This window comes from Clostridium sp. (assembly GCF_022482905.1).
Taxonomy (GTDB): Bacteria; Bacillota; Clostridia; order Clostridiales; family Clostridiaceae; genus Clostridium_B.
On record NZ_JAKVOI010000001.1, the window covers coordinates 883,852 to 908,433 of the forward strand.

At 36.9% G+C, this 24,582-nt stretch carries 20 protein-coding genes; 19 read left to right on the top strand and 1 reads right to left on the bottom strand.

The window, feature by feature from the left end:
• Window positions 1–16: 16 nt before the first annotated feature.
• The 10 genes from pxpB to bioA all read left to right on the top strand — a co-directional run bounded on the left by pxpB (window position 17) and on the right by bioA (window position 9,690).
• Entirely contained in the window at window positions 17–724 is a 708-nt protein-coding gene (gene pxpB, locus LKE46_RS04530) for a 5-oxoprolinase subunit PxpB (RefSeq protein WP_291718856.1), read from the top strand.
• Window positions 721–1,722 carry a biotin-dependent carboxyltransferase family protein gene (locus LKE46_RS04535; protein WP_291718858.1) on the top strand — a complete coding sequence of 334 codons (1,002 nt, stop codon included), beginning with the start codon at window positions 721–723 and terminating at the stop codon, window positions 1,720–1,722. Before pxpB ends, LKE46_RS04535 begins: the two co-directional genes overlap by 4 nt.
• A gap of 20 nt (window positions 1,723–1,742) precedes the next feature.
• The gene (locus LKE46_RS04540; RefSeq protein WP_291718860.1) at window positions 1,743–2,195 is read left to right on the top strand and encodes an acetyl-CoA carboxylase biotin carboxyl carrier protein; all 453 of its coding nucleotides are present in this window, start codon (window positions 1,743–1,745) and stop codon (window positions 2,193–2,195) included.
• A gap of 2 nt (window positions 2,196–2,197) precedes the next feature.
• Complete coding sequence (gene accC, locus LKE46_RS04545) at window positions 2,198–3,541, top strand: acetyl-CoA carboxylase biotin carboxylase subunit (protein ID WP_291718862.1); 1,344 nt, start codon at window positions 2,198–2,200, stop codon at window positions 3,539–3,541.
• 101 nt (window positions 3,542–3,642) lie between these two features.
• Window positions 3,643–4,308 carry an ABC transporter ATP-binding protein gene (locus tag LKE46_RS04550; protein ID WP_291718865.1) on the top strand — a complete coding sequence of 222 codons (666 nt, stop codon included), beginning with the start codon at window positions 3,643–3,645 and terminating at the stop codon, window positions 4,306–4,308.
• Window position 4,309: 1 nt separating this feature from the next.
• Window positions 4,310–5,602, top strand: a complete 1,293-nt coding sequence (locus LKE46_RS04555) for an ABC transporter permease (RefSeq protein ID WP_363316036.1) — start codon at window positions 4,310–4,312, stop codon at window positions 5,600–5,602.
• A 16-nt stretch (window positions 5,603–5,618) separates the two neighbouring features.
• Window positions 5,619–6,923, top strand: coding sequence for an ABC transporter permease (locus tag LKE46_RS04560; protein ID WP_291718866.1), 1,305 nt, complete (start codon window positions 5,619–5,621; stop codon window positions 6,921–6,923).
• A gap of 113 nt (window positions 6,924–7,036) precedes the next feature.
• Window positions 7,037–7,579, top strand: coding sequence for a biotin transporter BioY (locus LKE46_RS04565; RefSeq protein ID WP_291718868.1), 543 nt, complete (start codon window positions 7,037–7,039; stop codon window positions 7,577–7,579).
• Window positions 7,580–7,616: 37 nt separating this feature from the next.
• The gene (gene bioD / locus LKE46_RS04570; protein WP_291718870.1) at window positions 7,617–8,342 is read left to right on the top strand and encodes a dethiobiotin synthase; all 726 of its coding nucleotides are present in this window, start codon (window positions 7,617–7,619) and stop codon (window positions 8,340–8,342) included.
• Window positions 8,343–8,346: 4 nt separating this feature from the next.
• Window positions 8,347–9,690, top strand: a complete 1,344-nt coding sequence (bioA, locus tag LKE46_RS04575; protein ID WP_291718872.1) for an adenosylmethionine--8-amino-7-oxononanoate transaminase — start codon at window positions 8,347–8,349, stop codon at window positions 9,688–9,690.
• Between the two features lie 50 nt (window positions 9,691–9,740).
• Here bioA and bioB read toward each other — a convergent pair whose 3' ends face one another.
• Complete coding sequence (bioB, locus tag LKE46_RS04580) at window positions 9,741–10,727, bottom strand: biotin synthase BioB (RefSeq protein ID WP_291718874.1); 987 nt, start codon at window positions 10,725–10,727, stop codon at window positions 9,741–9,743.
• A gap of 209 nt (window positions 10,728–10,936) precedes the next feature.
• Here bioB and LKE46_RS04585 point away from each other — a divergent pair, with 209 nt between their 5' ends.
• The 9 genes from LKE46_RS04585 (at window position 10,937) to cobU (ending at window position 24,456) form a co-directional block, all read left to right on the top strand.
• On the top strand, window positions 10,937–12,937 hold the full coding sequence (locus LKE46_RS04585) for an FAD-dependent oxidoreductase (protein ID WP_291718876.1): 2,001 nt from the start codon (window positions 10,937–10,939) through the stop codon (window positions 12,935–12,937).
• Between the two features lie 14 nt (window positions 12,938–12,951).
• The gene (locus tag LKE46_RS04590) at window positions 12,952–14,262 is read left to right on the top strand and encodes an aconitase X (protein ID WP_291718878.1); all 1,311 of its coding nucleotides are present in this window, start codon (window positions 12,952–12,954) and stop codon (window positions 14,260–14,262) included.
• Window positions 14,255–14,692, top strand: coding sequence for an aconitase X swivel domain-containing protein (locus LKE46_RS04595; RefSeq protein ID WP_291718880.1), 438 nt, complete (start codon window positions 14,255–14,257; stop codon window positions 14,690–14,692). Before LKE46_RS04590 ends, LKE46_RS04595 begins: the two co-directional genes overlap by 8 nt.
• 35 nt (window positions 14,693–14,727) lie before the next feature.
• A complete protein-coding gene (locus LKE46_RS04600) occupies window positions 14,728–15,567 on the top strand; it encodes a methyl-accepting chemotaxis protein (protein ID WP_291718882.1) in 840 nt (279 codons plus the stop codon).
• A gap of 247 nt (window positions 15,568–15,814) precedes the next feature.
• Window positions 15,815–20,980 carry a fibronectin type III domain-containing protein gene (locus tag LKE46_RS04605; RefSeq protein WP_291718884.1) on the top strand — a complete coding sequence of 1,722 codons (5,166 nt, stop codon included), beginning with the start codon at window positions 15,815–15,817 and terminating at the stop codon, window positions 20,978–20,980.
• Between the two features lie 121 nt (window positions 20,981–21,101).
• Window positions 21,102–22,292, top strand: a complete 1,191-nt coding sequence (locus LKE46_RS04610) for an acetyl-CoA C-acetyltransferase (RefSeq protein WP_291718886.1) — start codon at window positions 21,102–21,104, stop codon at window positions 22,290–22,292.
• 143 nt (window positions 22,293–22,435) lie between these two features.
• Entirely contained in the window at window positions 22,436–23,116 is a 681-nt protein-coding gene (locus LKE46_RS04615; RefSeq protein WP_291718888.1) for a cobalt-factor II C(20)-methyltransferase, read from the top strand.
• Window positions 23,117–23,872 (top strand): precorrin-4 C(11)-methyltransferase, encoded by a 756-nt coding sequence (gene cobM / locus LKE46_RS04620; RefSeq protein ID WP_291718891.1) that lies wholly within the window; start codon window positions 23,117–23,119, stop codon window positions 23,870–23,872.
• Between the two features lie 26 nt (window positions 23,873–23,898).
• Window positions 23,899–24,456 carry a bifunctional adenosylcobinamide kinase/adenosylcobinamide-phosphate guanylyltransferase gene (gene cobU, locus LKE46_RS04625; RefSeq protein ID WP_291718893.1) on the top strand — a complete coding sequence of 186 codons (558 nt, stop codon included), beginning with the start codon at window positions 23,899–23,901 and terminating at the stop codon, window positions 24,454–24,456.
• Window positions 24,457–24,582: the final 126 nt, after the last annotated feature.

The following is a 24,582-nucleotide window of genomic DNA, read 5'->3' on the forward strand; positions in this document are numbered from 1 at the left end:
GTGGATGTGATAAGTTATGGTGGAGAATGAATTTAATATTTTACAGGCAAGTGAAACTTCAGCTCTTGTTGAGTTTGGAAATAAGATTGATGAAGGTATAAATAAACAAATAAGAATATTTTGTGCCTATCTGGACGAAAATCCATTTCATGGACTTATAGAATATATACCATATTTTTCAAGCGTTTCACTAATCTATGATCCTTTAAAAATGGGGAGTGAAGAACCTTTTAAAGTAGTCAGGGCAAAAATTGAGGATATATTGTCGAAACTTGATTTTTCATGCAGTTATGAAGAAAATATAGTAGAGATTCCCGTTTGCTACGGAGGGGAATTCGGACCGGATATAGGACATGTGGCAGAAGTGAATAATCTTACTGAAGATGAAGTAGTGAAAATACACAGCAGTGGCAGATATCTTGTATATATGATAGGATTTGCACCGGGATTTCCGTATCTTGGAGGCATGTCGGAAAAAATCTATACGCCGAGGCGTAAATCTCCAAGAACGAAAATACCGGAAGGATCTGTTGGAATCGCAGGAAAGCAGACAGGTGTTTATCCTATAGAAACTCCTGGAGGATGGCAGATAATAGGAAGAACTCCTCTGAAACTATTTGATTTGGAGAGCAGCCGGAAGACTCTTTTAAAATGCGGAGATATAGCAAAATTTTATCCTATTTCCTGTAATGAGTATATTAAACTGAAGGAGAAGATGTTATGAGTGTGAATGTATTGACACCTGGACTTTTGACAACAATTCAGGATTATGGAAGATATGGATATCAAAGGTATGGAGTCATTGCCAGTGGAGCTATGGATGCTTATTCCATGAGACTCGCAAATATTGTTGTTGGAAATGATGAAAATGAAGGGGTGCTTGAAATTACACTGATAGGACCTTCATTGGAAATACCAGGAGGAAGTTTGATTTCCATAACAGGTGCAGATCTTTCACCATCAATTGACGGCAGAAGAGTTCCAATGGAAAGGCCTGTATATTTGAATGAGGACTCAATATTGAATTTCGGGAGATGTACATATGGCTGCAGATGCTATTTGTCCATAGCAGGAGGTTTTGATGTTCCGGCTTTCATGGGGAGCAAGAGTACATATATCAGAGCGGGCATAGGAGGTAAAGAAGGCAGAGCTCTTCAAAAGGATGATGTACTTGAAATTGGAGAAAAGCCGGAACTTTCCCTGAGCATAATTGATAAACTGAAACATCATGGAAAAGTTGGAAGTTTTACCGCCCCAGGATGGTATGTGAAGAATTCTTTCCCTGACGGCAGTGATGCAGTAGTGATAAGAGTATTTGAGGACAGACAGTTTGATTGTGTAAAAGAGGAGAGCATACGTGACTTTTTTAGTTTACCATTTAGCATAGATTCAAGATCAGATAGGATGGGATATAGGTTCAAGGGTCCTAAAATTGAATTCAGGAAAAGTATTGAGATGATATCGGGAGAGGTATCCTTTGGAACTGTACAGATTCCACCGGATGGGAATCCAATAGTTCTTCTGGCTGACAGGGCCACAGCAGGAGGTTATCCCAAAATAGCGCATGTTGCCGCCTGTGACGTTCAGAAATTGGTTCAGCTCAAGCCTTCTGAAAAAGTTAAATTCAGGAAGATAACACTTAAAGAAGCAGAAAATTTATATTTAAATAGAGAAAAATATATAGAAGAGTTAAAAAAATCTGTTGGATTGATAAGTATTTGATTGCATCAGGAGGTAAAAAGATGATTGAAATAGATGATTTGGATAGAATAATGGGAATTATTGAAAAACATGACTTTTCCCATTTTGAATTCGAACAGGAGAACAGCAAAGTAGTAATAGAAAGAGGAAATTCTAAAGAAGAAGGATTAAAAGAACAGAATAGCTGCAGTATAGAAAATACAGTGGATACTGAAGTACATATAGAAAATGATAAAAGCGGCGTAAAAAAAGACTATATAAAATCAACTCTTGCAGGAACTTTTTATTTGAGAAAGGAAGAAGATGAAGAGCCCTTTGTAAAACTTCATGATAGGGTGGAGGAAAATACGGTAGTGGGCCTGGTTGAGGTGATGAAGCTGTTCAATGAAGTTGAGGCAGGTATTAATGGAGAAATTGCTGACATACTGGTTAAGGATGGAGATTTTGTAGAGTATGGACAACCTTTGTTTGAGATAAAAGGAAGTGAAAAATAATTATGTTTAAAAAGATCCTTATAGCAAACAGGGGCGAAATTGCAGTCAGAATCATACGTGCCTGTCATGAACTTGGAATTGCCGCAGTTGCAATTTATTCGGAGAGCGATAAAGAGTCACTTCATGTTAAACTTGCAGATGAAACCTATTGTATAGGGAAAACTTCCGCAAAGGATACTTATCTGAATATGAACAGTATAATAGAGGTGGCAATCCATTCAAAGTCTGATGCCATTCATCCGGGATATGGCTTTCTTTCAGAGAGTTCAACCTTTGCCAGAGCATGTGAAGAATTCAACATATGTTTTATAGGGCCTGACTATAGAATTATTGACAGTCTCGGGGACAAGTCCAATGCAAAAGAGACCATGAAAAGAGCTGATGTACCTGTTGTAATGGGATCGGAAGGTGAGATAGAGGACAAGGACAGGGCAATGGAAATGGCTCAAAAAATAGGATATCCTGTAATAGTCAAAGCCTCTGCCGGTGGTGGTGGCAAGGGCATGAGAGTCGCGCGAAACAGGGAAGATCTTGCAGTGGCAATTGAAGAATCAGAAAAAGAAGCTGAAAATTATTTTGGCAATCCTGCAGTTTATCTGGAAAAATATCTTGAAGATACAAGACATGTTGAAATACAGATAATTGGAGACAACTATGGCAATGTAGTCTATTTGGGAGAAAGGGATTGTACAATTCAGAGGCGTCATCAAAAACTTTTAGAGGAATCGCCATCTCCGGCCATGAATGATGAGCTTCGTAAGATCATGGGAAATGCTGCAGTCAGGGCGTGCAGGGCTGTAAATTACAATAGTCTTGGAACAGTGGAGTTTCTTCTTGATTCAGACAACAAATTTTATTTTATGGAGATGAATACACGGGTTCAGGTTGAACATGGAGTTACTGAAATGACAACGGGAATAGATTTGATAAAGGAGCAGATATCCATAGCAGAGGGGAAAAAATTATCGTTTTCACAATGCGATGTCAAAAGAAACGGATGTGCCATTGAGTGCAGAGTAAATGCTGAGAACCCCTATAAAAATTTTATACCGTCACCTGGAAAAATCAATAATTATATAGCACCTGGTGGAATTGGAATAAGGATAGACAGTTCTGTATACAGCGGATATACTATTCCTCCATTTTATGATTCCATGATATCAAAGGTTATAGCCTGGGGAAGGGATAGAAATGAGGCAATAGCAAGAATGAGAAGAGCTCTTGATGAATTTGTTATTGAAGGAGTTGATACTACAATAGATTTTCACAAAAAGCTCATGCAGAATGATATATTCAAAAGTGGAAATTTCAACACCAAGTTTCTGGAAAAAAACAATATTTTATAGAGGATCTGTCCGTATAACCGGTCAGATCTTTTTTTATTGACAATCATATAAGTGTAGTGTACTATATATATAGTACACTACACTTATATGGAGGTAATAATATGATAGAGGTAAAGGATGTTTCCAAAATTTATATGATGGGAAAGGAAAAGGTTGTTGCACTTGACGACATAGATTTGAAGATAGATGATGGAGAATTTGCGGCTGTAGTCGGACCTTCGGGTTCTGGAAAATCAACACTTATGCATCTTATCGGTGGACTTGATACTCCTACATCCGGAAGTATTTTTGTAGATGGAAAGGATATAAGCAAGTTTAAGGACAAGGATATGTCGAGGTATAGAAATCAGACCATAGGATTTGTATTTCAATCTTTCAATCTTGAAAATACGCAGACTGCATTGGAAAATGTAATGATGCCACTGATATTTGCAGAAGTCGGCAAAAAGGAGAGAAAAATGAAGGCGATCAGGGCACTTGAAATGGTTGGACTTAGCGACAAAGCAAAGCATAGACCAAATGAAATGTCCGGAGGACAGAGACAGAGGGTCAGTATTGCAAGGGCGCTTGTAAATGAACCTAAAATAATTTTTGCCGATGAGCCCACAGGCAATCTGGATTCAAAAAATGGGAATATGATAATGAAACTTCTGATTGACCTCAATAACAGGGGATACACTATAATCATGGTTACACATAATATGGAAGAAGCCAGAAAAGCAAAGAGAATGATAAGAATAAAAGACGGCCGTATAATGGAGGTGTAAAATGATGAAATTCGGGGATGGATTTGGACTGGCCCTGCAGGGACTGAAAAGAAGAAAAGGAAGAACTTTACTGACATCTCTTGCTGTTGCAATAGGTACCATGCTTGTAGTTACAATGGTAAGTATTGGAACATCAGGTGAAAATCTTGTCCTGAAGCAAATTGACGATTCACATTTAAAGAGTGTTGAGGTATACAACTACAAATATTTTGATCAGTACAATGAAGATTTAGCTGACATTGATATAAATGATATGTTCAGAAAAATTGACAATAATACAGTAGAAAAATTAAAGAATATAAAGGGGATAGAGAAATTAACTGCGGTTTTAAACCAGAGTATAAGCAGTATTAATGTAAATGGAAAGATCAAGAAAGATGAAACCATTTTAACTGCTTCAAATGACAACACAGTTGTTTATGACAATACCAAAAAAGGGAGTAGGCCTATAATTGCAGGAAGGAATTTGAACAAATCCGACAAAAATTCAGTTGTTGTAGGTCAGAAATATCTTGATTCCATGGGAATAAAAAATTATAAAAGTGTTATTGGAAAGAATATGACTATAATTGAAAATCAGACTGAAAATGAGAATATAAAGCTTAAGCCTTTAAAACTGAATGCAAAAATAGTCGGTGTGCTGAATGAAAAATTTGAGACTAAAAATACTATATGGGCATCCATTGATGCTGTATCAAAAGTAAAGAGCTATTATTCTCTACAAAACAACTATATAGATAGGCAGGGGTACGACTCTGTAATCATATATGCAAGAAGTGTAGATGATGTCAAATATATAGGTGACAAAATAAAGAGAATGGATTATTTTTATATGAGTTATCAGGATGTAGTTGAAAAGATAAAGAGTTCATTCAAAATGATAGAGGCGATACTTTCCATACTTGGAATGGTAGTTCTCCTGGTCGCAAGTGTTGGAATTGTAAACACAATGATCATGGTTATATATGAGAGAACAAAATCCATAGGTATTATGAAGTCACTAGGAGCAAGCAGAAAGGACATACATGGTGTATTTATCATTCAATCCGGAATGATAGGTTTTGTAGGAGGAATAATGGGAATTATATTTAGCATGCTCAATTTAAAAATAATTCAGTTTGGACTTAAGATGTTCCTTGAGAATAAGAAAATAAATGAAACAATAAATTTTAACATGCCAATATCTCTTGCTTTTGGAACACTTTCATTTTCAATTGTAGTTTCTATAATTGCAGGAATATACCCATCTAGAAAAGCTTCAAAGATGGATCCAGTAAAAGCTTTAAATTCATAGGAAAGGGTGATTTGAAATGAAGATTGCAGATTGTTTGAAAATGTCCTTTAGTGATCTCAGAAAGAGAAAGCTCCGTACTGCACTTACTGCAATTGGCATATCGGTAGGTGCGATGCTTATAATACTTATGGCAGGGCTTGGCCAGGGAATTCAGAAGATAAGTTCCGAAAAAATGAGGGAAATTGATACCATGAAAATAATTACGGTAAAACCTGAAACAAATTCTGGAAAACACGAATTCAAGAAAATAGATGCAGCTGCACTGGATAAATTAAAAAAAATAGATGGTGTGTCGTTGATTAATGCATCCATCAATACTGTTGTAGAAGAAGTTAAAATAGATGACAAAACTGCAAGCAAAGTAGATATACGAGGATATAATCTTAATTATCCAGTTTTTACAAATGCAGAACAAAATGATGTAAAATCAAACAAGGACAAGGTAAAAAAATATGGATATGAGCCAGTCCTGCACGGAAATGCTTTGAGCAAGACGGAAGATGGCTCGGCACTTGTAGGTCAGGGACTGCTTGGGAAAATGGGTATAAAGAATTATAAAGATGCTGTAGGAAAGAATATGAAAATAAAGGTTTCACTGCCTGATATCTATGGGATCCAGTCTAGACAGCCGTTTACGGTGAATTTAAAAATAGCGGGAATAGTAAACAAGGTATATGAAAATGGAAGAAATGCAGTGGTCGTACCGGACAAAATTGCCGGGCAGATACAGGAATATTATATGAATGAAAGTAACTATCTGGCTAAAAAGGGTTATGATAATGTACAGGTAGAGGCCAGTTCGATCTCTGCTGTTAAACAGGTGGATGATGCAATTAAAAAGATGGGATATGTGGAGAACTCACAGATTGGATATGTCAACAGAATAAACAATTTACTTGCAATATTGCAGGCACTCCTTGTGGCCGCAGGTGTCATAGTACTTTTGGTAGCATCCATAGGTGTAGTAAATACAATGACAATGGCTGTATATGAAAAGAAAAAATCAATAGGTATAATGAAAGCACAGGGGGCATCGAAAAAGGACATAAGGAGGATGTTCACCGTACAATCTGGAAGTATTGGATTCATAGGCGGAATCCTTGGAACGATTATTTCGCTGGTGCTTGGGATTGTTATAAACAAATTAGTTGTAATATATAAAATAGGAGGTATAGAAAATGGGATGAAAATAGTGGATATCAGGGTTTCGATTATATTGTTTACAATAATTTTTACGATTATTGTATCGATGATATCGGCTATAATACCGGCAAGAAAAGCAGCTAAACTAGATCCTGTGGATTCACTTCGGTGTGAGTAGTTGTGGAGAAGCTGAAAATAAATTTATTGACAAAATTCAAAATAGGGCTATAATATTTAATTGTCAACCATACTATAATTATAAGTTTACAATTAAATATTGGAGGGATTCTATTGAAGACAAAAGATATGATTATGGTGGCAATTTTTGCAGCTTTGACTGCGGTAGGTGGTTTTATAAAAATACCTATACCCTATGTTCCATTTACACTTCAATGGCTGTTTTGTGCTCTTAGTGGGATTATACTTGGAGCAAGATTGGGGGCATTGTCACAAATCCTGTATGTTGTTATGGGACTTGCAGGGATTCCGATTTTTACAGAGGGAGGAGGTTTATATTACATATTCAAGCCTACCTTTGGATATTTGGTAGGCTTCATAGTTGCTTCATTTGTAATCGGAAAGTTAAGATCCAAAATAAGAAATCCCAATTTTATCAATTCATTACTGTGTATTTTATGCGGATTGTTTTTTGTTTATTTATTCGGTGTGTTACATCTATACCTGATTTATAACTTATATATGGGAGACAGAAAGACCATGGCCTGGGCAGTATTTTACGGATTTATAATTTGTGTAGGAGGTGATCTTGTAATAAGTGTGTCGGCTGCGTTTTTATCATTAAAATTGAAGGTACTGGATAAAATCTACAGTTAGTTCTATAAAAGGTTATAAGAGAAAGAAGGTATTTAGAATGACTAAAGGTGTATACATAGTAGGAACTGACACTGAAATAGGCAAGACATTGGTTACCGGGGCATTGACCTATATTCTGTGCAGAGATGGATATAATACGGTTTACTTTAAAGCTGCATTGAGTGGAGCTGAAGTAAAAGAGGGGAAGATGGTTCCTGGAGATACTAAATTTGTATGCTCCATTGCCAATATTCATGAAAAATATGATTATATTACTCCATATATATATATAACAGCAGTATCACCGTATTTAGCTTCAAAACTTGAGAACAATCCCATTGATATAGAATTAATAAAAAACAGATTTAATGATTTAAAGGAAAAGTATAACTATATAATATGCGAAGGCAGTGGAGGAGTGACCTGTCCTCTTACTGATTTTAATGAACAGATATACACTTTGGACAAGTTAATAAGGGAACTTGACATGGACGTGATTTTGGTTGCAAAAGCAGGCTTGGGAACTATAAACCATACCGTTTTAACTGTTAAGTATATGCAGAATGTAGGAATATGCATAAAAGGAATTATAATAAATGAATACAAAAATACGATTATGTGCAATGACAATATAGATATGATAAGAAGAATGACTGGAGTTCCTGTACTCGGAATTATGCCGCATATTGAGAAAAATGAACATAATTTCATGGAAAGCATAAAGAAAACAGCTGAAAAAGTATTTAATTCAAAGCAAATAATTGATTGTATGAAGGAGGTGTAGGTGAATGGAAAGTCTCGAGAAAAAGGATTTAAAATATATATGGCATCCCTGTACACAGATGAAGGATTGTGAGGAACTGCCTCCTGTTATAATAGAAAAGGGAAGAGGATGTTATTTACAGGATATACATGGTAATTCGTATCTGGATTGTATAAGTTCTTGGTGGACAAACATTTTTGGACATAGCAATCCAAGAATCAATGGAGCAATCCAAAAACAATTAAATGAAGTGGAACATGTTATTTTCGCACATTTTTCTAATAAACCTGCTGTTGAATTGGCAGAGAGGCTCATAAATATATCTCCAAAGAGTTTGGAAAAAATATTCTTTTCGGACAATGGATCTTCTGCAGTGGAAATAGCCTTGAAAATAAGCTTCCAGTATTACCAGCAGATAGGGAAAACTAAAAAAACAAGATTTGCTGCACTAACTGATGCCTATCATGGAGAGACCATCGGGGCATTGTCCGTAGGTGCATTGGACTTGTATAATAAAATTTACAAGCCTCTTCTTATAGATACACTCAGAGTTCAAGGGCCTGACTGCTATAGATGCAGATATGGAAAAGAAAGAAATAGCTGCAATGCCGAATGTTTTGAATATATGGAAAAAGAGCTGGAAATTCATAATGAAGAACTTTGTGCTATAATTGTAGAACCCATGGTTCAGGGTGCAGCGGGAATGAAAATCTATTCACATGTCTATTTGAAAAAACTAAGAGAAGCATGCAACTATTATGATATAATTTTGATTGCAGATGAAATAGCTGTTGGCTTTGGAAGAACAGGAAAGATGTTTGCGTGCAACCATGCTGGTATAAGTCCTGATATAATGTGTTTGTCTAAAGGAATTAGTGCCGGATATATGCCTATGTCTGCAGTTTTAACTACTCAAAAAATATATAATGCATTTTATGATGATTATGTCAAATTGAAAACTTTTATACACAGCCATACATATGCAGGTAATGCAATGGCATGTGCCGCAGCTTGTGAAAGTTTGAATATATTTGAGGATGAAAACATAATTGAAAAGAACAAAAGCAAGTCCAGATTAATTGGAGAACTTACAGTTGAGAAGGCAAAGAATGTCCCTTTTATAGGAGATATACGCCAACTTGGAATGATAACGGCAATAGAGCTTGTTAAAGACAAAAATACAAAAGAAGGTTTCAGTTGGAAGGACAGGGTAGGTTATGAAATATATAAGATAGCTTTAAACAAAGGGCTGCTTTTGAGGCCGATAGGAAATGTATTATATTTTATGCCTCCATATATTATTCAGAAAGATGATATGGAGTATATGGTCAATGGATGTTTTGAAAGTATAAGCGAATATTTTAATTGAAATATATTTTTAATGCTGGCAGTATATGCCAGCATGTTGAATTAAATTTATTAATAAGTTAAGTTCAGATCCTGAAGCATCTGGAAGTCTTTATTTACTTCCTGTCCGCTTGTGGTCAGGTAGTTACCTATCAGCATTCCATTTATACCGGCAATAAATCCAAGAGGCTGGAGGGTTCTGAGATTTTTCTCCCTTCCACCGGCAAATCTTATGTTTTTATCAGGCAGTATAAATCTCATTATGGCAAAAGTTTTGATTATTTCCATAGGAGTAAGAGGTTTTGCATTTTCAAGTTTTGTCCCTTTCACAGGATTCAATACATTTAAAGGTACTGCATTCACGTCGAGTTTTTTTAGTAAAAAGGCATGTTCAATACGCTGTTCCATGGTTTCACCCATTCCTATGATCATTCCTGAACATACTTCCATGCCTGCTTTTTTTGCATAACGTATCGTATCAATTCTTTCATCATATCCATGAGTTGATACGATTTTTGAAAAAAAGCTCCTTGCTGTTTCAAGATTGTGGTTATAACGTTCAACACCTGCATCTGCCAGCTGTTTTGCCGCATCCATGGTGAGAGTTCCAAGACAGGCGCACAGCTTTAAATTTGTACTTTTTTTCATTCTTTTAAATGCACTTAATATGATTTTGAAGTTTTCTTCCTTTCCTGTATATCCAAGACCGCTTGTACAAATGTCGCAGTGTCTTGCACCTGCCTTTTCACGCCTTATTGCAGTTTCAACAATTTCGTCTTCATCTACAAGTGGATAACATTTTGTGTTTGTATGATGATGAGCAGACTGAGAACAAAAGGCACAATCCTCGGGACATTTGCCTGATTTTGCATTTATCACCGAACACAAATCCACATTGCTTCCATTGAATTTCTCTCTTATTTTATTGGCAAAACTGCAAAGCAGAAATATATCACTTTCTCTGGCATTTGCCAGGGCTTCCGCTTCTTTTTTTGTAATATTGCCTTCATTAAGAAGTTTTTGGCCTGTTTCTAATATTGTATTCCATAATTCATCCATAAAAATATCTCCTCATATGATTTATTGTGAACTAAAATTTGTATAAAGGTTGACAATATGATTATATCAATATGCAAAAAATGTATCAAGATAATTTTTTATAACTTTTTATGGAATTTTTATTATAAAGATTTTATAATGTTAAACGAATTATTTAATATAAGTATAATTTTGATTTAAAGAAATTTTATGGAGGAAAAGCTAAAAATATGAATAAATACAAATGTTTATTTGAATGTACTGAAATAGGAAATCTGAAAATAAAAAATAAATTTTCCATGGCACCTATGGGACCTTTTGGGTTTGCAGGAGAGAATGGTACTTTTAATCAAAAAGGAGCGGAATATTACATAGAAAGGGCTAAAGGAAATACTGGCCTGATTATAACCGGACTTTGCAGTGTGGAAAATGAGATTGAGGAGATCATAAGGCCCAGCATTCCATGTCCAACCATGAATCCAGCTGCTTTTATCATGAGTACAAAGGAAATGGTTGAGAGAATACACGCCTATGATTCCAAAATTTTTCTACAATTAACAGGAGGTTTTGGACGAGCAGGTTTACCCAATATCATAAAAAAGGCGGTTGCTCCCTGTGATATAGAGAATAGATGGGACCCGAGCCTGAAGCACAGGGAGCTGACTGTTCAGGAAATTCAGAATTACGTAAAAAAATTTGCCGAGGCTGCGTTTATAGCTAAAAATGCAGGGTTTGATGGAATTGAAATTCATGCAGTTCATGAGGGGTATCTTATAGACCAATTTACCATTGGTCTATATAATAACAGAACAGATGAATATGGAGGAGATATCAGGGGAAGGTTGAAATTCCCTATTGACATAGTTAAAGCTGTAAAAAGAATTTGTGGAGAAGATTTTCCTGTTTCACTGAGATACAGCTTGAAAAGTTTTGTTAAAGGAATAAGGCAGGGAGCACTTCCAGGAGAAGATTTCAAAGAGCTTGGAAGGGATACGGAGGAAGGAATAGAGGCAGCTAAAATATTGGTTGAAGCTGGATATGATGCTTTAAATGTAGATTCGGGAACATATGATTCATGGTATTGGAATCATCCACCTATGTATTTCGATAAAAATGGGATATACCTTCCATTTGCCAGAATATTAAAGAGGTCGTTAGATGTACCAATAATAGCTGCAGGTAGAATGGATGATCCAGATGTGGCTTTAAAGGCTGTGCAGGAAGGATATTGTGACATAATTGGATTGGGTAGACCCCTTTTGGCGGATCCATATCTGCCAAGCAAGGTAAAAAGAGGTAAAATAGAAAAAATAAGACCGTGTCTGTCTTGTCATGAAGGTTGTATGGGAAGACTTGCAAAGGGTGGTTCACTTTCCTGTGCAGTAAATCCTGCCTGTGGCAGAGAGAAAAATTATGGAATAAGTCCGGCATCCACAAAAAAGAAGGTGCTGGTTATAGGTGGCGGTATAGCTGGAATGGAAGCATCGAGAGTATGCGCCATGAGAGGACATGAAGTACACCTGTATGAAAAAAGCCATGAACTTGGTGGACATGTTATAGCAGGAAGCATTCCATCTTTCAAAAATAATGATTATAAACTTTTAAAATGGTATGAAGGTGAACTTGAAGATTTAGGTGTAAATATTCATTTTGGTGTTGAAGCGGATTTGAATTTGGTGAGAAACGAGAAGGCGGATGTTGTAATTGTTTCTACAGGTTCTACACCTGTAAATTTAGATTTACCAGGTATGAAAAAGAACAATGTATTAACTGCCGACGAGGCTTTATTGGATTTCTCCAGGATTGGCAGTGATGTTGCAATTGTAGGGGCAGGCCTTGTAGGTTCCGAAACAGCATTGTGGCTGAAACAGAACGGTAAGAATGTTACTCTCATTGAATCTTCAGAAAAAATTCTGGGGGGAGGTCATGACATGCCTTTTATGAACTACGACATGTTAAAGGATATGCTGAACTACAATAAAGTTGATATAATGACTTCTTCACTGGTCAAAGAAATAAACGGGCAAGGTGGGGTTGTCAATACCAAAGATGGAGATAAATCATTTGAAGCGGATACAATAATCTTATCAGTGGGTTACAAGTCCAACAATACTTTATATCATGAACTTTGTGATGTAGTAGATGATATATATGTTCTTGGAGATGCTAAAAATGTAAAAAATATAATGTATGCCATATGGGATGCATATGAAGTTTCTAGAAATATTTAAGGAGAATATGAATTATGGAAGATTATAATATGGAACTTACTCATGAGGAAAAAGAAATACTCGAAGGAAAAAAAGGAGAGGTTATGAGGAAGGCTTTAAAGTCAGTTGTGCTTTATGGAAAAGCTTTCGGTGCTAAACGTCTTCTGGATATTGATGGACCGGTGCATCTTGTTACATCATTTGGTATGGTTGGGCTGGATACGGTATTTGACATGATGGATGAGATAATAGGGGCGGGTATTAGGACGAAAGAGCCATTTACTGTTGATCCAAGGCCTATTGATTATGAAAATGTGGAATGTAATGAAGTACAAAAAAAGGTATTTGGTGTTCTGTACAGTAATCAAGAAAGATATGAAACTCAGCTTAAGAAATTGGGAATCAAAAATGACAATGCATTTACTTGTACATGTTACATGCCTGAGGTTGGAAATAGACCGGAGAAGGGGCAGATAATTTCTTGGGCTGAATCTTCGGCAGTTGTATTTGCAAATTCAGTTATTGGTGCAAGGACAAACAGAAATTCTGGAATTATAGAGCTTTTGTGTGGAATAGTCGGGAAAGTTCCGGAGTTTGGATTGGTTACAGATAAAGGAAGACGTGCAAAATGGGTGATTCAAGTGAAAACTTCAAAATTGCCGAATGCACAGGTTCTTGGAAGTGCTATTGGAATGAAGGTAGTTGAAGATGTCCCATATATCATAGGACTTGATAAATTTTTAGGAAAAGGTATGAATAATACTACAATGGATTATCTCAAGGATATGGGAGCTGCCAGTGCATCAAATGGGGCTGTTGGATTATATCATGTTGAAAATATTACTCCGGAGGCAGTTGAAGAAGGCAGGGAGCTTCTGGAGAAGGAGTACAATACATATGTTGTAGATGACAATGAAATTAGAAATATAATTGAATCATATCCTGTATTGTGGGAAAACATGAATGCCAGACCGGCAGTTTGTTTTATAGGATGTCCACACTTGTCCATAGATCAGATATACGATTGGAGTGACAAAATATCCAGTGCCTTAGATAAAAAAGAAAAATCCAAAGTAGAATTAAATACTGTTTTGAGTGCCGCACCGGATGTAATTTCAAAATTCAGGTCTGATGAAAAGGCATATAAAAAACTGACTGATATGGGAGTACATCTTACTTATATATGTCCACTCATGTATATGAGTAATCCTGAATGTTCAAAGCAGCCGGTAATAACAAATTCCAATAAATTGAGAACATATTCGAAGGCCAGATTTCTTCTGGATCAAGATGTTCTATATGCAATTGTCAATGGTGATATCAAGGGGGCTGAGAAATTTGACTAAAAATTTTAAAGGAAGAGTTGTGCTGGGAGGAAATACGACCGGGGAAATTATTGTCACCCGTCAGGGATTCAATGTACTGGCATCTTATTTTGGAGCATTGAGTACGGGAAGTACAATCTGCTCGGACCAGAATAACAAGGATCTCTATGGGAAGGACCTGAAGAATAAAATAATATGTCTTCCTAAGACCATTGGTTCTACAACAGGAGGAATGATTCTGCAGAGTATAACAGAGAAAGGCATCGGACCTTCTGCCATGCTTTTTTCAGAACATATAGATTCTCTGGCGGCTGCGGGCATAATACTGTGTGATGTTTGGAATGACAGGAGGATAATAGCCATAGACCAGCTTGGAGATGAATTCCTGAATTGTGTAAGAAATGGACAGAAGATTCACATAAGGCAGGATGGTACTATAATTGTGGAGTAATATGAATTGAACTTAATGAAAGGTGTGAGTTAATTATGGATTTGAGTGACGAAGAATTTTTTTCAGCGGTTAAGGCTAGTTTTAATGTACTGCCGCTTTTGTTTAGGTCCGACGTAGGCATAGCCATTACAGATAAAGAGGAATATGTTGTGGCGAAGCAGCCGGAGTCTTTCAAGCTAAATCTTTCCGTTGGAGTAAAACTGGCGGAAAATAGTGCTGCGCTCAAGGCAATAAAAACCAAGAAAAAGCAGATGGCACGTTGGCCAAAAGAGGTATTTGGATTTCCGGTAATAGCATATAGTGTACCTCTGGTCAATGATTCTACGGGGAATTGTGTGGGAACCATATCTTATGTGGTTTCACTTGAAGAAGAAAATAAATTGATGGGAATGGTAGATGAACTGAAGGATCTGTCTATTGAGTTGGCAGCGTCTTCACAAGAGCTGGCAAGTTCTACTGAAGAATTATCCAGCAGTACACAAAACATCAATGACCTGGTCAATAAAACAAAAACGGGTATTACAAGTATGGATGAAATACTCAAATATATAAATAGTATTTCAGATACAACAAATTTACTGGGGCTCAATGCTGCAATAGAGTCTGCCAGGGCAGGAGAATATGGCAGGAGCTTTTCGGTTGTATCAAAAGAAATTAGAAAACTGGCATTAAATAGCAAGGATTCCGCGAATCAGATCAATGATACTTTAAATGAACAGAAGGAAAATATAAACAATATTATAAATTTTATAGACGAGTTTTCCGCTACAAGTGAAGCACAGGCTTCTCAATCACAGCAAATTGCTGTAAGCAGTGAGAAACTGAGTGGTCTGTCCTTGAAACTTCTTGAGATTTCCAAAAATACTATAGAATAATCGGAAATAACGGAGAAAGAAGCTGTAATATTAGCATGATTTTTTATACTAATGTTACAGCTTCTTTAATATACATTATTACTGTATTATACATTTTATTATATATTCTACAATAATAATAAAAAATGACTAAAATTTTACTTAAATATTACATACTTCGACTGTATTCTTATTGACTTGTATATCTTTTTTTATGTATAGTAGAATAAAATGGACTTTTATTTGGATATTTAAGAAGGGAATATCAATGAATAGGAAAAAATTGTATTTTTTCATATGTGTTTCATTAGTACTGGGTACTCAGTTAACATTACATAAGAATGTAGTATATGCTTATGTCAGCAATAATTCTGGAAAAGTTGATATTGCAGATAAAAAATTGAATTCTATCATAGCTATGTCCTATACTATAGATGACACATGGACTGTAATTGATACAACGTCTATTCCAGAAAATGAGACATTGGACAAGGTTATAAATGATTATATAGCAGATGGCAAAACGAAATTTTATATTAAAAATGGAGAATATATTCTTAGTGAAAGTATAGACATAAATGAGTCCAATGTTGTAATTCAAGGAGAATCAAAAGAAAATACAAAAATTATACAGAATAATAGTACAGTCAACGCAGTAACTGTAATGGCAGATGATGTTGAAGTATGTAACCTGACCATTGACAGTTCCCACGGAAGAATAGCCTTTTCTACAAGTGATTCTCAAACAATTAACAATGTCGACCTTCATGATTGTATAATATATGGCTCCCCCTATGTTTATGCTGTGGCATTTTATGGAACACCATATACCAATGATGTCGAGGATAATGCTGTAGTTGAAAGTGGAAACTTAGCTCTGGGAAATACTATTGAAAACAATGAGATACATGCAGAATTATCAGGAGTATCGAATCCAGAAGCGGATGGAATACTGTTTACAAAGCAGAAAGGTGGTACCATAAGTAATAATAAAATCTATGGACGCAGGATAGCATTTTATCTGAGTAGAGATTCTCAAGTTACAAATAACGAGATTCATGATTCGTCCACCAACGGAATCAGGTGTGCAGTACCGGCTATTGACAATGAAATTTCAGGTAATACTATAGACAACTCAAAAGAATCAGGTATTTCTGTAGTCAGGAATAATGGCAGTGTATCCAGTGACTATAGAGCTTCAAATATAGACATAAAAGACAATGTAATCAGCAATTCAAAATATTTCGGTATTGAAATAAATAATTTGAAAGATTCCGAGATAAGTGGCAACAAGTTGTCTGATATTGCTTTTAATGGAATATATCTTGTACTTTCAGATAATTTAAATATAAAAGAAAATCAAATAAATAATTGTAGCTTATCAGTTTCAGAAGGTTCCGAGTGGGGATGGAATGAATCGTTGAATTCAGGGATTTTTTTAGATTCCGGTGTCAAAAATTCAAATTTTAATAATAATACAATTTCACAATCTAAAGTTGATACAGCAGCAAGCAAACCTGTTGCATGTCCCTATGGTATTAAAATACAACCCGAAAATAATAATTCAGGCAATACAATTTCAGATAATACAATTACAGGATATTTTGCAGATGGAATAGACGTGCCTGAGACCGAAACTATTTCAGAAAATCCAATGAATTTAATCCCGACAAATTTATTGGCGGAAGGTATGGGTGCAAGTGAAATACATATGAGCTGGGATTCAATCGACGATGCAAGTTATAATGTATACAGGTCGGATAGTGAAGATGGGGAGTACATCAAGGTTAATACCACAGAAGTTCTATCGAACAGCTATGAAGATACTGGGTTAGAACCGGGCAAAACTTACTACTACAAAGTATCTACAGGGGATGTCTTGAGCTTTTCCAAATTTGCAAGTGCCTTGACCTGGCCGGGAGTACCTGAAGGCTTGCAGGGATCAGGACTGGATAAAAGCAGGATACAGCTTGATTGGAACGATATTCCCGGTGTGGAAGGCTATAATATATACAGGTCAGATAGTGAAAATGGTGTATATAGCAAAATCAATACTGATGGAATTACATCAAATACGTATATAGATACTGAGCTGGATTCTGGAAGAGCGTATTACTATAAAATAACATACTATTATAACGATGGGAAGGATGAGTCAGAAAAATCTAATTTTGCAAGTGCTATAACATTACCTGGAATTCCTGAAGGTCTGGCAGTAACAGATATAGATATTAACAAGGTAGGTCTAGGATGGAATAACGTATTAGGAGCACAAAGCTACAACATATACAGATCGGAGAGTGAAACAGGGGATTACTCCAAAATAGGTAGTACATCAGGGACTAGCTACGAGAATACAGGCCTTGAATCCGGGAAGACATATTATTACAAGATAACAGCAGTGAATGGAACAGGAGAGTCGGAGAAGTCATCAGGAGTAAGTGCAGCGACCCATAATGGAACTCCGACACCAGCTTTGCCGGGAGTGCCGACGGGTTTGCAGGCGTCGGGGCTGGATGAAATCAGGATAAGACTGAACTGGAACAATGTTTCAGGAGCTGACAGCTATAACATATATAGGTCAGACAGTGAAACTGGCGAATATACTAAAGTCAATATCGCAGAGGTTACGTCAAATACTTATGAGGATAATGGGCTGGAAGCAGGGAAGACATATTACTACAAGGTAACGGCAGTGAACGGAGCAGGGGAGTCGGAGAAGTCATCAGGAGTAAGTGCAACTACCAACAATGAAACTCCGACACCAGCTTTGCCGGGAGTGCCGACAGGTTTGCAGGCATCAGGATTGAATGAAAATAGTATAGGACTGAGCTGGGATAATGTTTCCGGAGTACAGAGTTACAACATATACAGATCTGACAGTGAAACTGGAGAGTACTTCAAAGTTGGCAATACATCGGGGACTACCTATGAAGATACAGAACTTGAATTCGGGAAGACATATTACTACAAAGTGACAGCATTGAACATAGCAGGAGAATCGGAGAAGTCGGCAAGTGTGAGTGCAGCAACAGAAAGTGAAACTCCACCCCCTGTTGAATCAGTTGTACCGGGAGTACCGACAGGTCCGCATGCATCAGGACTGGATGAGAGCAGTATAAGACTGAGCTGGAACAATGTTTCCGGAGCAGATAGTTACAATATATACAGATCTGAGACTGAAGCAGGAGAGTATTCCAAAGTAGGCAGTACATCAGGGACTAGCTATGAAGATACAGGCCTTGAATCCGGGAAGACATATTACTACAAGATAACGGCAGTGAACGGAGCAGGGGAGTCGGAGAAGTCATCAGGAGTAAGTGCAACTACCAACAATGAAACTCCGACACCAGCTTTGCCGGGAGTGCCGACAGGTTTGCAGGCATTAGGACTGAATGAGAGTAGTATAAAGCTGAATTGGGATGTTGTATCAGGAGCAGACAGTTATAATATATACAGGTCAGATAGTGAAGCAGGAGAATATTCCAAAGTAGGCAGTGCATCAGGGACTAGCTACGAGAATACAGGCCTTGAATCCGGGAAGACATATTATTACAAGATAACAGCAGTGAACGGAGCAGGTGAGTCTGAGAAGTCAGCAAGTGCAAGTGCGGCGACCCATAATGAAACTCCGACACCAGCTTTGCCGGGAGTGCCGACAGGTTTGCAGGCATCAGGACTGGATGAGAGCAGTATAAGACTGAGCTGGAACAATGTTTCCGGAGCAGATAGTTACAATATATACAGATCTGAGACTGAAGCAGGAGAGTATTCCAAAGTAGGCAGTACATCAGGGACTAGCTATGAAGATACAGGCCTTGAATCCGGAAAGACATACTACTACAAGGTAACGGCAGTTAATGGAGCAGGAGAATCGGAGAGGTCGGCAAATGCAGAAGCTACTACTCACAGCGAGATTCCAGTGCCAGCATTACCTACAGTACCTAGTGGTCTGCATGCAGAAGGACTAGATGAAAGTAGGATAGAGCTCAGTTGGAACAATGTTTCAGAAGCAACAGGCTACAACATATACAGATCTGAGAGTGAAACAGGAGGTTACTCCAAAATAGGTAGTACATCAGGAACTAGCTATGAGGATATCGGCCTTGAATCCAGAAAGATGTATTACTACAAGATAACGGCAGTGAATGGAGCAGGAGAATCAGAAAAATCATCAGGAGTGAGTGCAGCGACCCACAATGAAACTCCGACACCAGCTTTGCCGGAAGTGCCGACAGGACTGCAGGCATCAGGATTGAATGAAAATAGTATAGGACTGAGCTGGGACAATGTTTCCGGAGCGGACAGCTACAATATATACAGGTCAGACAGTGAAGTCGGAGAGTATGTTAAAGTAGGAAGTACATCAGGAACAAACTATGAGAATATAGGCCTTGAATCCGGAAAGACATATTACTACAAGGTAACAGCAGTGAATGGAGCAGGAGAGTCGGAGAAGTCGGCAAGTGTGAGTGCAGCCGCTAAAAACAAACATAGTGATAGTAGTGGAGGTAAAATATCAGAAACTATAGTAAAAAGGATGAATGGAAACAATGGAGTTGAAACATCTGTATTAATAGCTGAGGAATTGTTTAAAAATAGAGAACCTGGTGCCGCAGTGTTGGCATCGTCAGCTGTTTTCCCAGATGCATTGTCTGGTTCTGTATTAGCCTATAAAAGTAATGCACCGCTGCTTTTAGTTGGCAAATCCCTTAATGAGAGCAGAGAAGTGCTGGATTATATTTCTTCGAATCTGGGAAAAAATAAAAAAATTTATATTTTAGGCGGAGTTGCTGCTGTAAGTGTAGAAATATCTAATTATCTTAATGAACAGGGATATGATATAGTCAGACTTGGAGGAAAAGATCGATATGAAACAAACTATAAAGTTGCTGACTATTTAAATGTCAAAAAGGGCACTCCGGTAATAATTGCAAGTGGAAACAGTTTTGAAAATTCTCTTGGAATGTTGAGTATAGCCTGTATAAAGGAATATCCAATATTAATCAGCAATAGGAATACTCTGTCAGCTGAGGCTGCTGCATATGTAAGGAATATACAACCTGATAAAGTTTATTTTATTGGGGATACTCAAATAGCATTTCCGGATATTGAGGATAAAATACATGAATTATATGAAAATGCATATATAACTAAATTGACAGGAGATGATCAATACAAAACATCTGTTCAAATAATGAATGAATTTAACCTCAATAGAGATGTACTTACAATAACTTCGGGAAAAAACTTCCAATGTGCAATAGCAGGGTCATTACTTGCCGCAAAAAATAATTCAAATATAATACTTGTAAATAATGACAATGTAAAAACACAAAAACAATTATTAAAAGATAAAGTAATAAAGAATTTACTCGTATTAGGTGGAGAAGATGTAATAGATGCAAATACCATCAAGCTGCTCATAGAGTAATCATATAAAAAATAATTTATTCTTCGCAGTTGTTATAAATATTTAAATTTATAGGAAACCTATAGTTGTATTGCTTAATCAAAAATATTAAATATCTATAACTATGAAAGGAGAAAAAAATATGGGAAATAAGCAAGTGGTAATTGCCAGCGGAGTGAGGACTCCAGTAGGTAAATTCGGCGGCTCTTTGAAGGATGTAGGTGCAGCGGAATTAGGAGCTATTGTTATAAAAGAGGCTCTGAAAAGGGCTGGAATAAAACCGGATGATGTCAATGAAGTCCTGATGGGATGTGTTATTCAGGCAGGACTTGGGCAGAATGTAGCTAGACAGTGTTCAATAAAGGCAGGTCTGCCGGTTGAAATCCCTTCAATGACACTTAATAAAGTATGCGGCTCGGGACTTAGGGCGGTGAGTCTGGCTGCACAGACAATCATTGCAGGAGATAACGATATAGTTGTAGCTGGAGGAACGGAAAATATGTCGCAGGCTCCTTTTCTTCTGCCTAAGGCAAGATATGGCTATCGTATGGGAGACGGTGTGCTGGTTGATTCTATGATACGTGATGCACTTCTTGATATATTCAATGAGTATCACATGGGTGTGACAGCTGAAAATGTTGCCAAACAGTGGAATATTTCCAGGGAGGAGCAGGATGAATTTGCAGTAAAGAGCCAGAACAAGGCTGAAGAGGCCCAAAAACTTGGGAAATTTGATGAGGAAATTGTTCCCGTAACAGTTAAAACAAGAAAGGAAGAAATCGTTTTTGACAAAGACGAGTTTATAAGAGCGGGAGTTACTGTTGGAAAAATCGCAAACCTGAAACCTGCGTTTATAAAAGATGGTACTGTAACGGCTGCAAATGCCTCAGGGATAAATGATGGTGCTGCTGCATTGGTTGTAGCAAGCAAGGCTGCAGCTGACACAATGGGAATAAGTCCCGTGGCATCTATTGTATCCTATGCATCCTGTGGTGTTGATCCTTCAATTATGGGAGTAGGGCCCATAGGTGCAGTGAAAAAAGCTCTTGAAAAAGCAAACCTGTCGATTAAGGATATAGATTTGATAGAGGCAAATGAGGCATTTGCAGCTCAGGCACTGGCTGTTTCAAAAGATTTGGGCTTTGATATGAACAAAGTCAATGTGAATGGAGGTGCTATTGCCATAGGTCATCCTGTTGGTGCTTCAGGGGCGAGGATTCTTGTATCCCTTCTCTATGAAATGAAGAAGAGAAATGCAGTATTGGGTCTTGCTACTTTATGCATTGGAGGAGGACAGGGTACTGCAATCATTGTAAAAAGACAAGGAGCTTAGAATAGTATGTATCAAAGATGGCTTGAAAGGTTTGAGCCATCTTTTTACATTGGTAAAGAATGAATTGAAGTGACTGTCTTGAATATAGATATGATTTATGAAATAATAAATGTTAAAGTAGGTGGGAAAGCGGGGTATTGAGTATGGCAAAGGTGTATGGAGTAGGGGTAGGTCCGGGAGATAGTGAACTTCTTACCTTGAAAGCAGTAAAAGTAATTGAAAAATGCGATGTTATAGTTGCACCAAGTTCGATGAAGGACGGAAAAAGCATAGCTCTTGGTATTGCCGGGCAATTTGTAAAAAAAGGATCAGAGATAATAGTAAAGCATTTCCCGATGGGTGGAGCAGAACAGGAGGGAAAAATATACGAGGCTTTTCAAATTATTGAAAATAAAATCAGAGAAGGCAAAAATGTGGCCTTCTTAACTATCGGAGATCCGTTGATATACAGTACTTATATATATTTGCTGAAATATATTGAAAAGAAAGGATATGAGACCGAGACCATTCCAGGAATAACATCCTTCTGTGCATGTGCGGGTGTTGCAAAAGAGCCTCTTGTTATAGGCGATGAACCTCTGTTGATAATTCCGGGGGATAGGCTGGATGCAATAAAGGATGAAAAAAATGTGGTGATAATGAAAGTTTACAAAAGAGAGGAAGAAATATTAAATTGCCTTGAAGAAAAAGGATTTGAATACGTATGTGTAAAAAAAGCAGGAAGAGAAGGACAGAAAGTTATACATAATAGAGAAGAGATAGTTAAAGAAAAAGAATATATGTCTGTAATAATAGCACATAAGAAGGAAGGAGAAAACTTTTAAATGGTTTATTTTATTGGAGCAGGCCCAGGTGATGTTGATTTGATTACGGTAAAAGGCAGGCAGATTATAAAGGATGCGGATGTTGTAATATATGCAGGTTCTCTTGTAAGCAGGGAACACCTGGACTTTTGCAAGCAGGGAGCCAAAATCTACAATTCGGCTTCAATGACTCTGGAAGAAGTAATTGATATAATTGAAAAAGCAGAATGCCAAAATAAACTGACAGCAAGGCTTCATACGGGAGATCCAAGTATATACGGTGCAATCAAGGAACAGATGGATGAACTGTACAAAAGGAATATAAAATATGAGATAATTCCAGGAGTAAGTTCTTTTACTGCAGCAGCTGCCTCTATAAAAAGAGAATTTACACTCCCAGGGGTAAGTCAGACTGTAATTTTGACGAGAATTGAAGGCAGAACTTCTGTACCTGAAAAAGAAGATATACAAAAGCTGGCATCTATTGGAGCTTCCATGGCCATATTTTTATCTATAGGTATGATAGACAGGGTAGTTGAAAAGCTTAAAAAAGGATATAAAAAAAGTGTGCCAGTTGCAGTAGTGGAAAGAGCTTCCTGGAAAGATGAAAGAATAATAGTGGGAACCCTGGATGATATATGTGACAAAGTAAAAAAAGCTGATATTACAAAATGTGCTCAGATATTGGTCGGAGATTTCATAGATTGTGATTATTCAAAAAGTTTACTCTACGATAAGAGCTTTACCCATATGTTTAGGAAAGGCAGGAGCAGATGATTGTTTAATTCATGGAGGAGTGGACTATGGGAAAATTGATTTTTATAACAGGAGGAGCAAGGAGCGGGAAGAGTTCCTATGCAGAAAGGCTTGCAGAAGATATTAAAGGTAATATTTTGTATATTGCGACTGCAATTCCATTTGATGATGAAATGAAACTCAGAATAAAAAAACATATAGAAAGAAGACCAAAAAATTGGACAACGCTGGAAGCCTATAAGAACTTTAATATAAAGCTTCCTGAATTACTTGAGGATAAATCGGGTGTGCTTTTGGATTGTATAACAAATATGGTATCAAATCTCATACTTGAAAAATGTGATGATGAAATGAATATAAAAATATTGGAAGCACAGGACATTCAAAAATATGTGGAAGAGGAAATAGAAAAACTCATGAAGGTTGTAGAAAAAGAAGAGATTCCATTTATCATGGTTACAAATGAAGTTGGTATGTCTTTGGTCCCTGAATATCCTCTTGGAAGAGTTTTCAGAGATATTGCAGGTACAGTAAATCAAATGATTGCAGCAAAGGCGGATGAAGTTTATTTCTGTGTTTCAGGCATAAAGATAAAAATAAAATAGACCATGTGTAAAATTTCTACAGATGAACCCTAAAAGTTGCTAATTTCTGCATTATTATTGCTTTTTTTAGTTTTTAATTGTATAATTATACTAATAAAAAGTTTTATCCAATATTTTATAATAAAC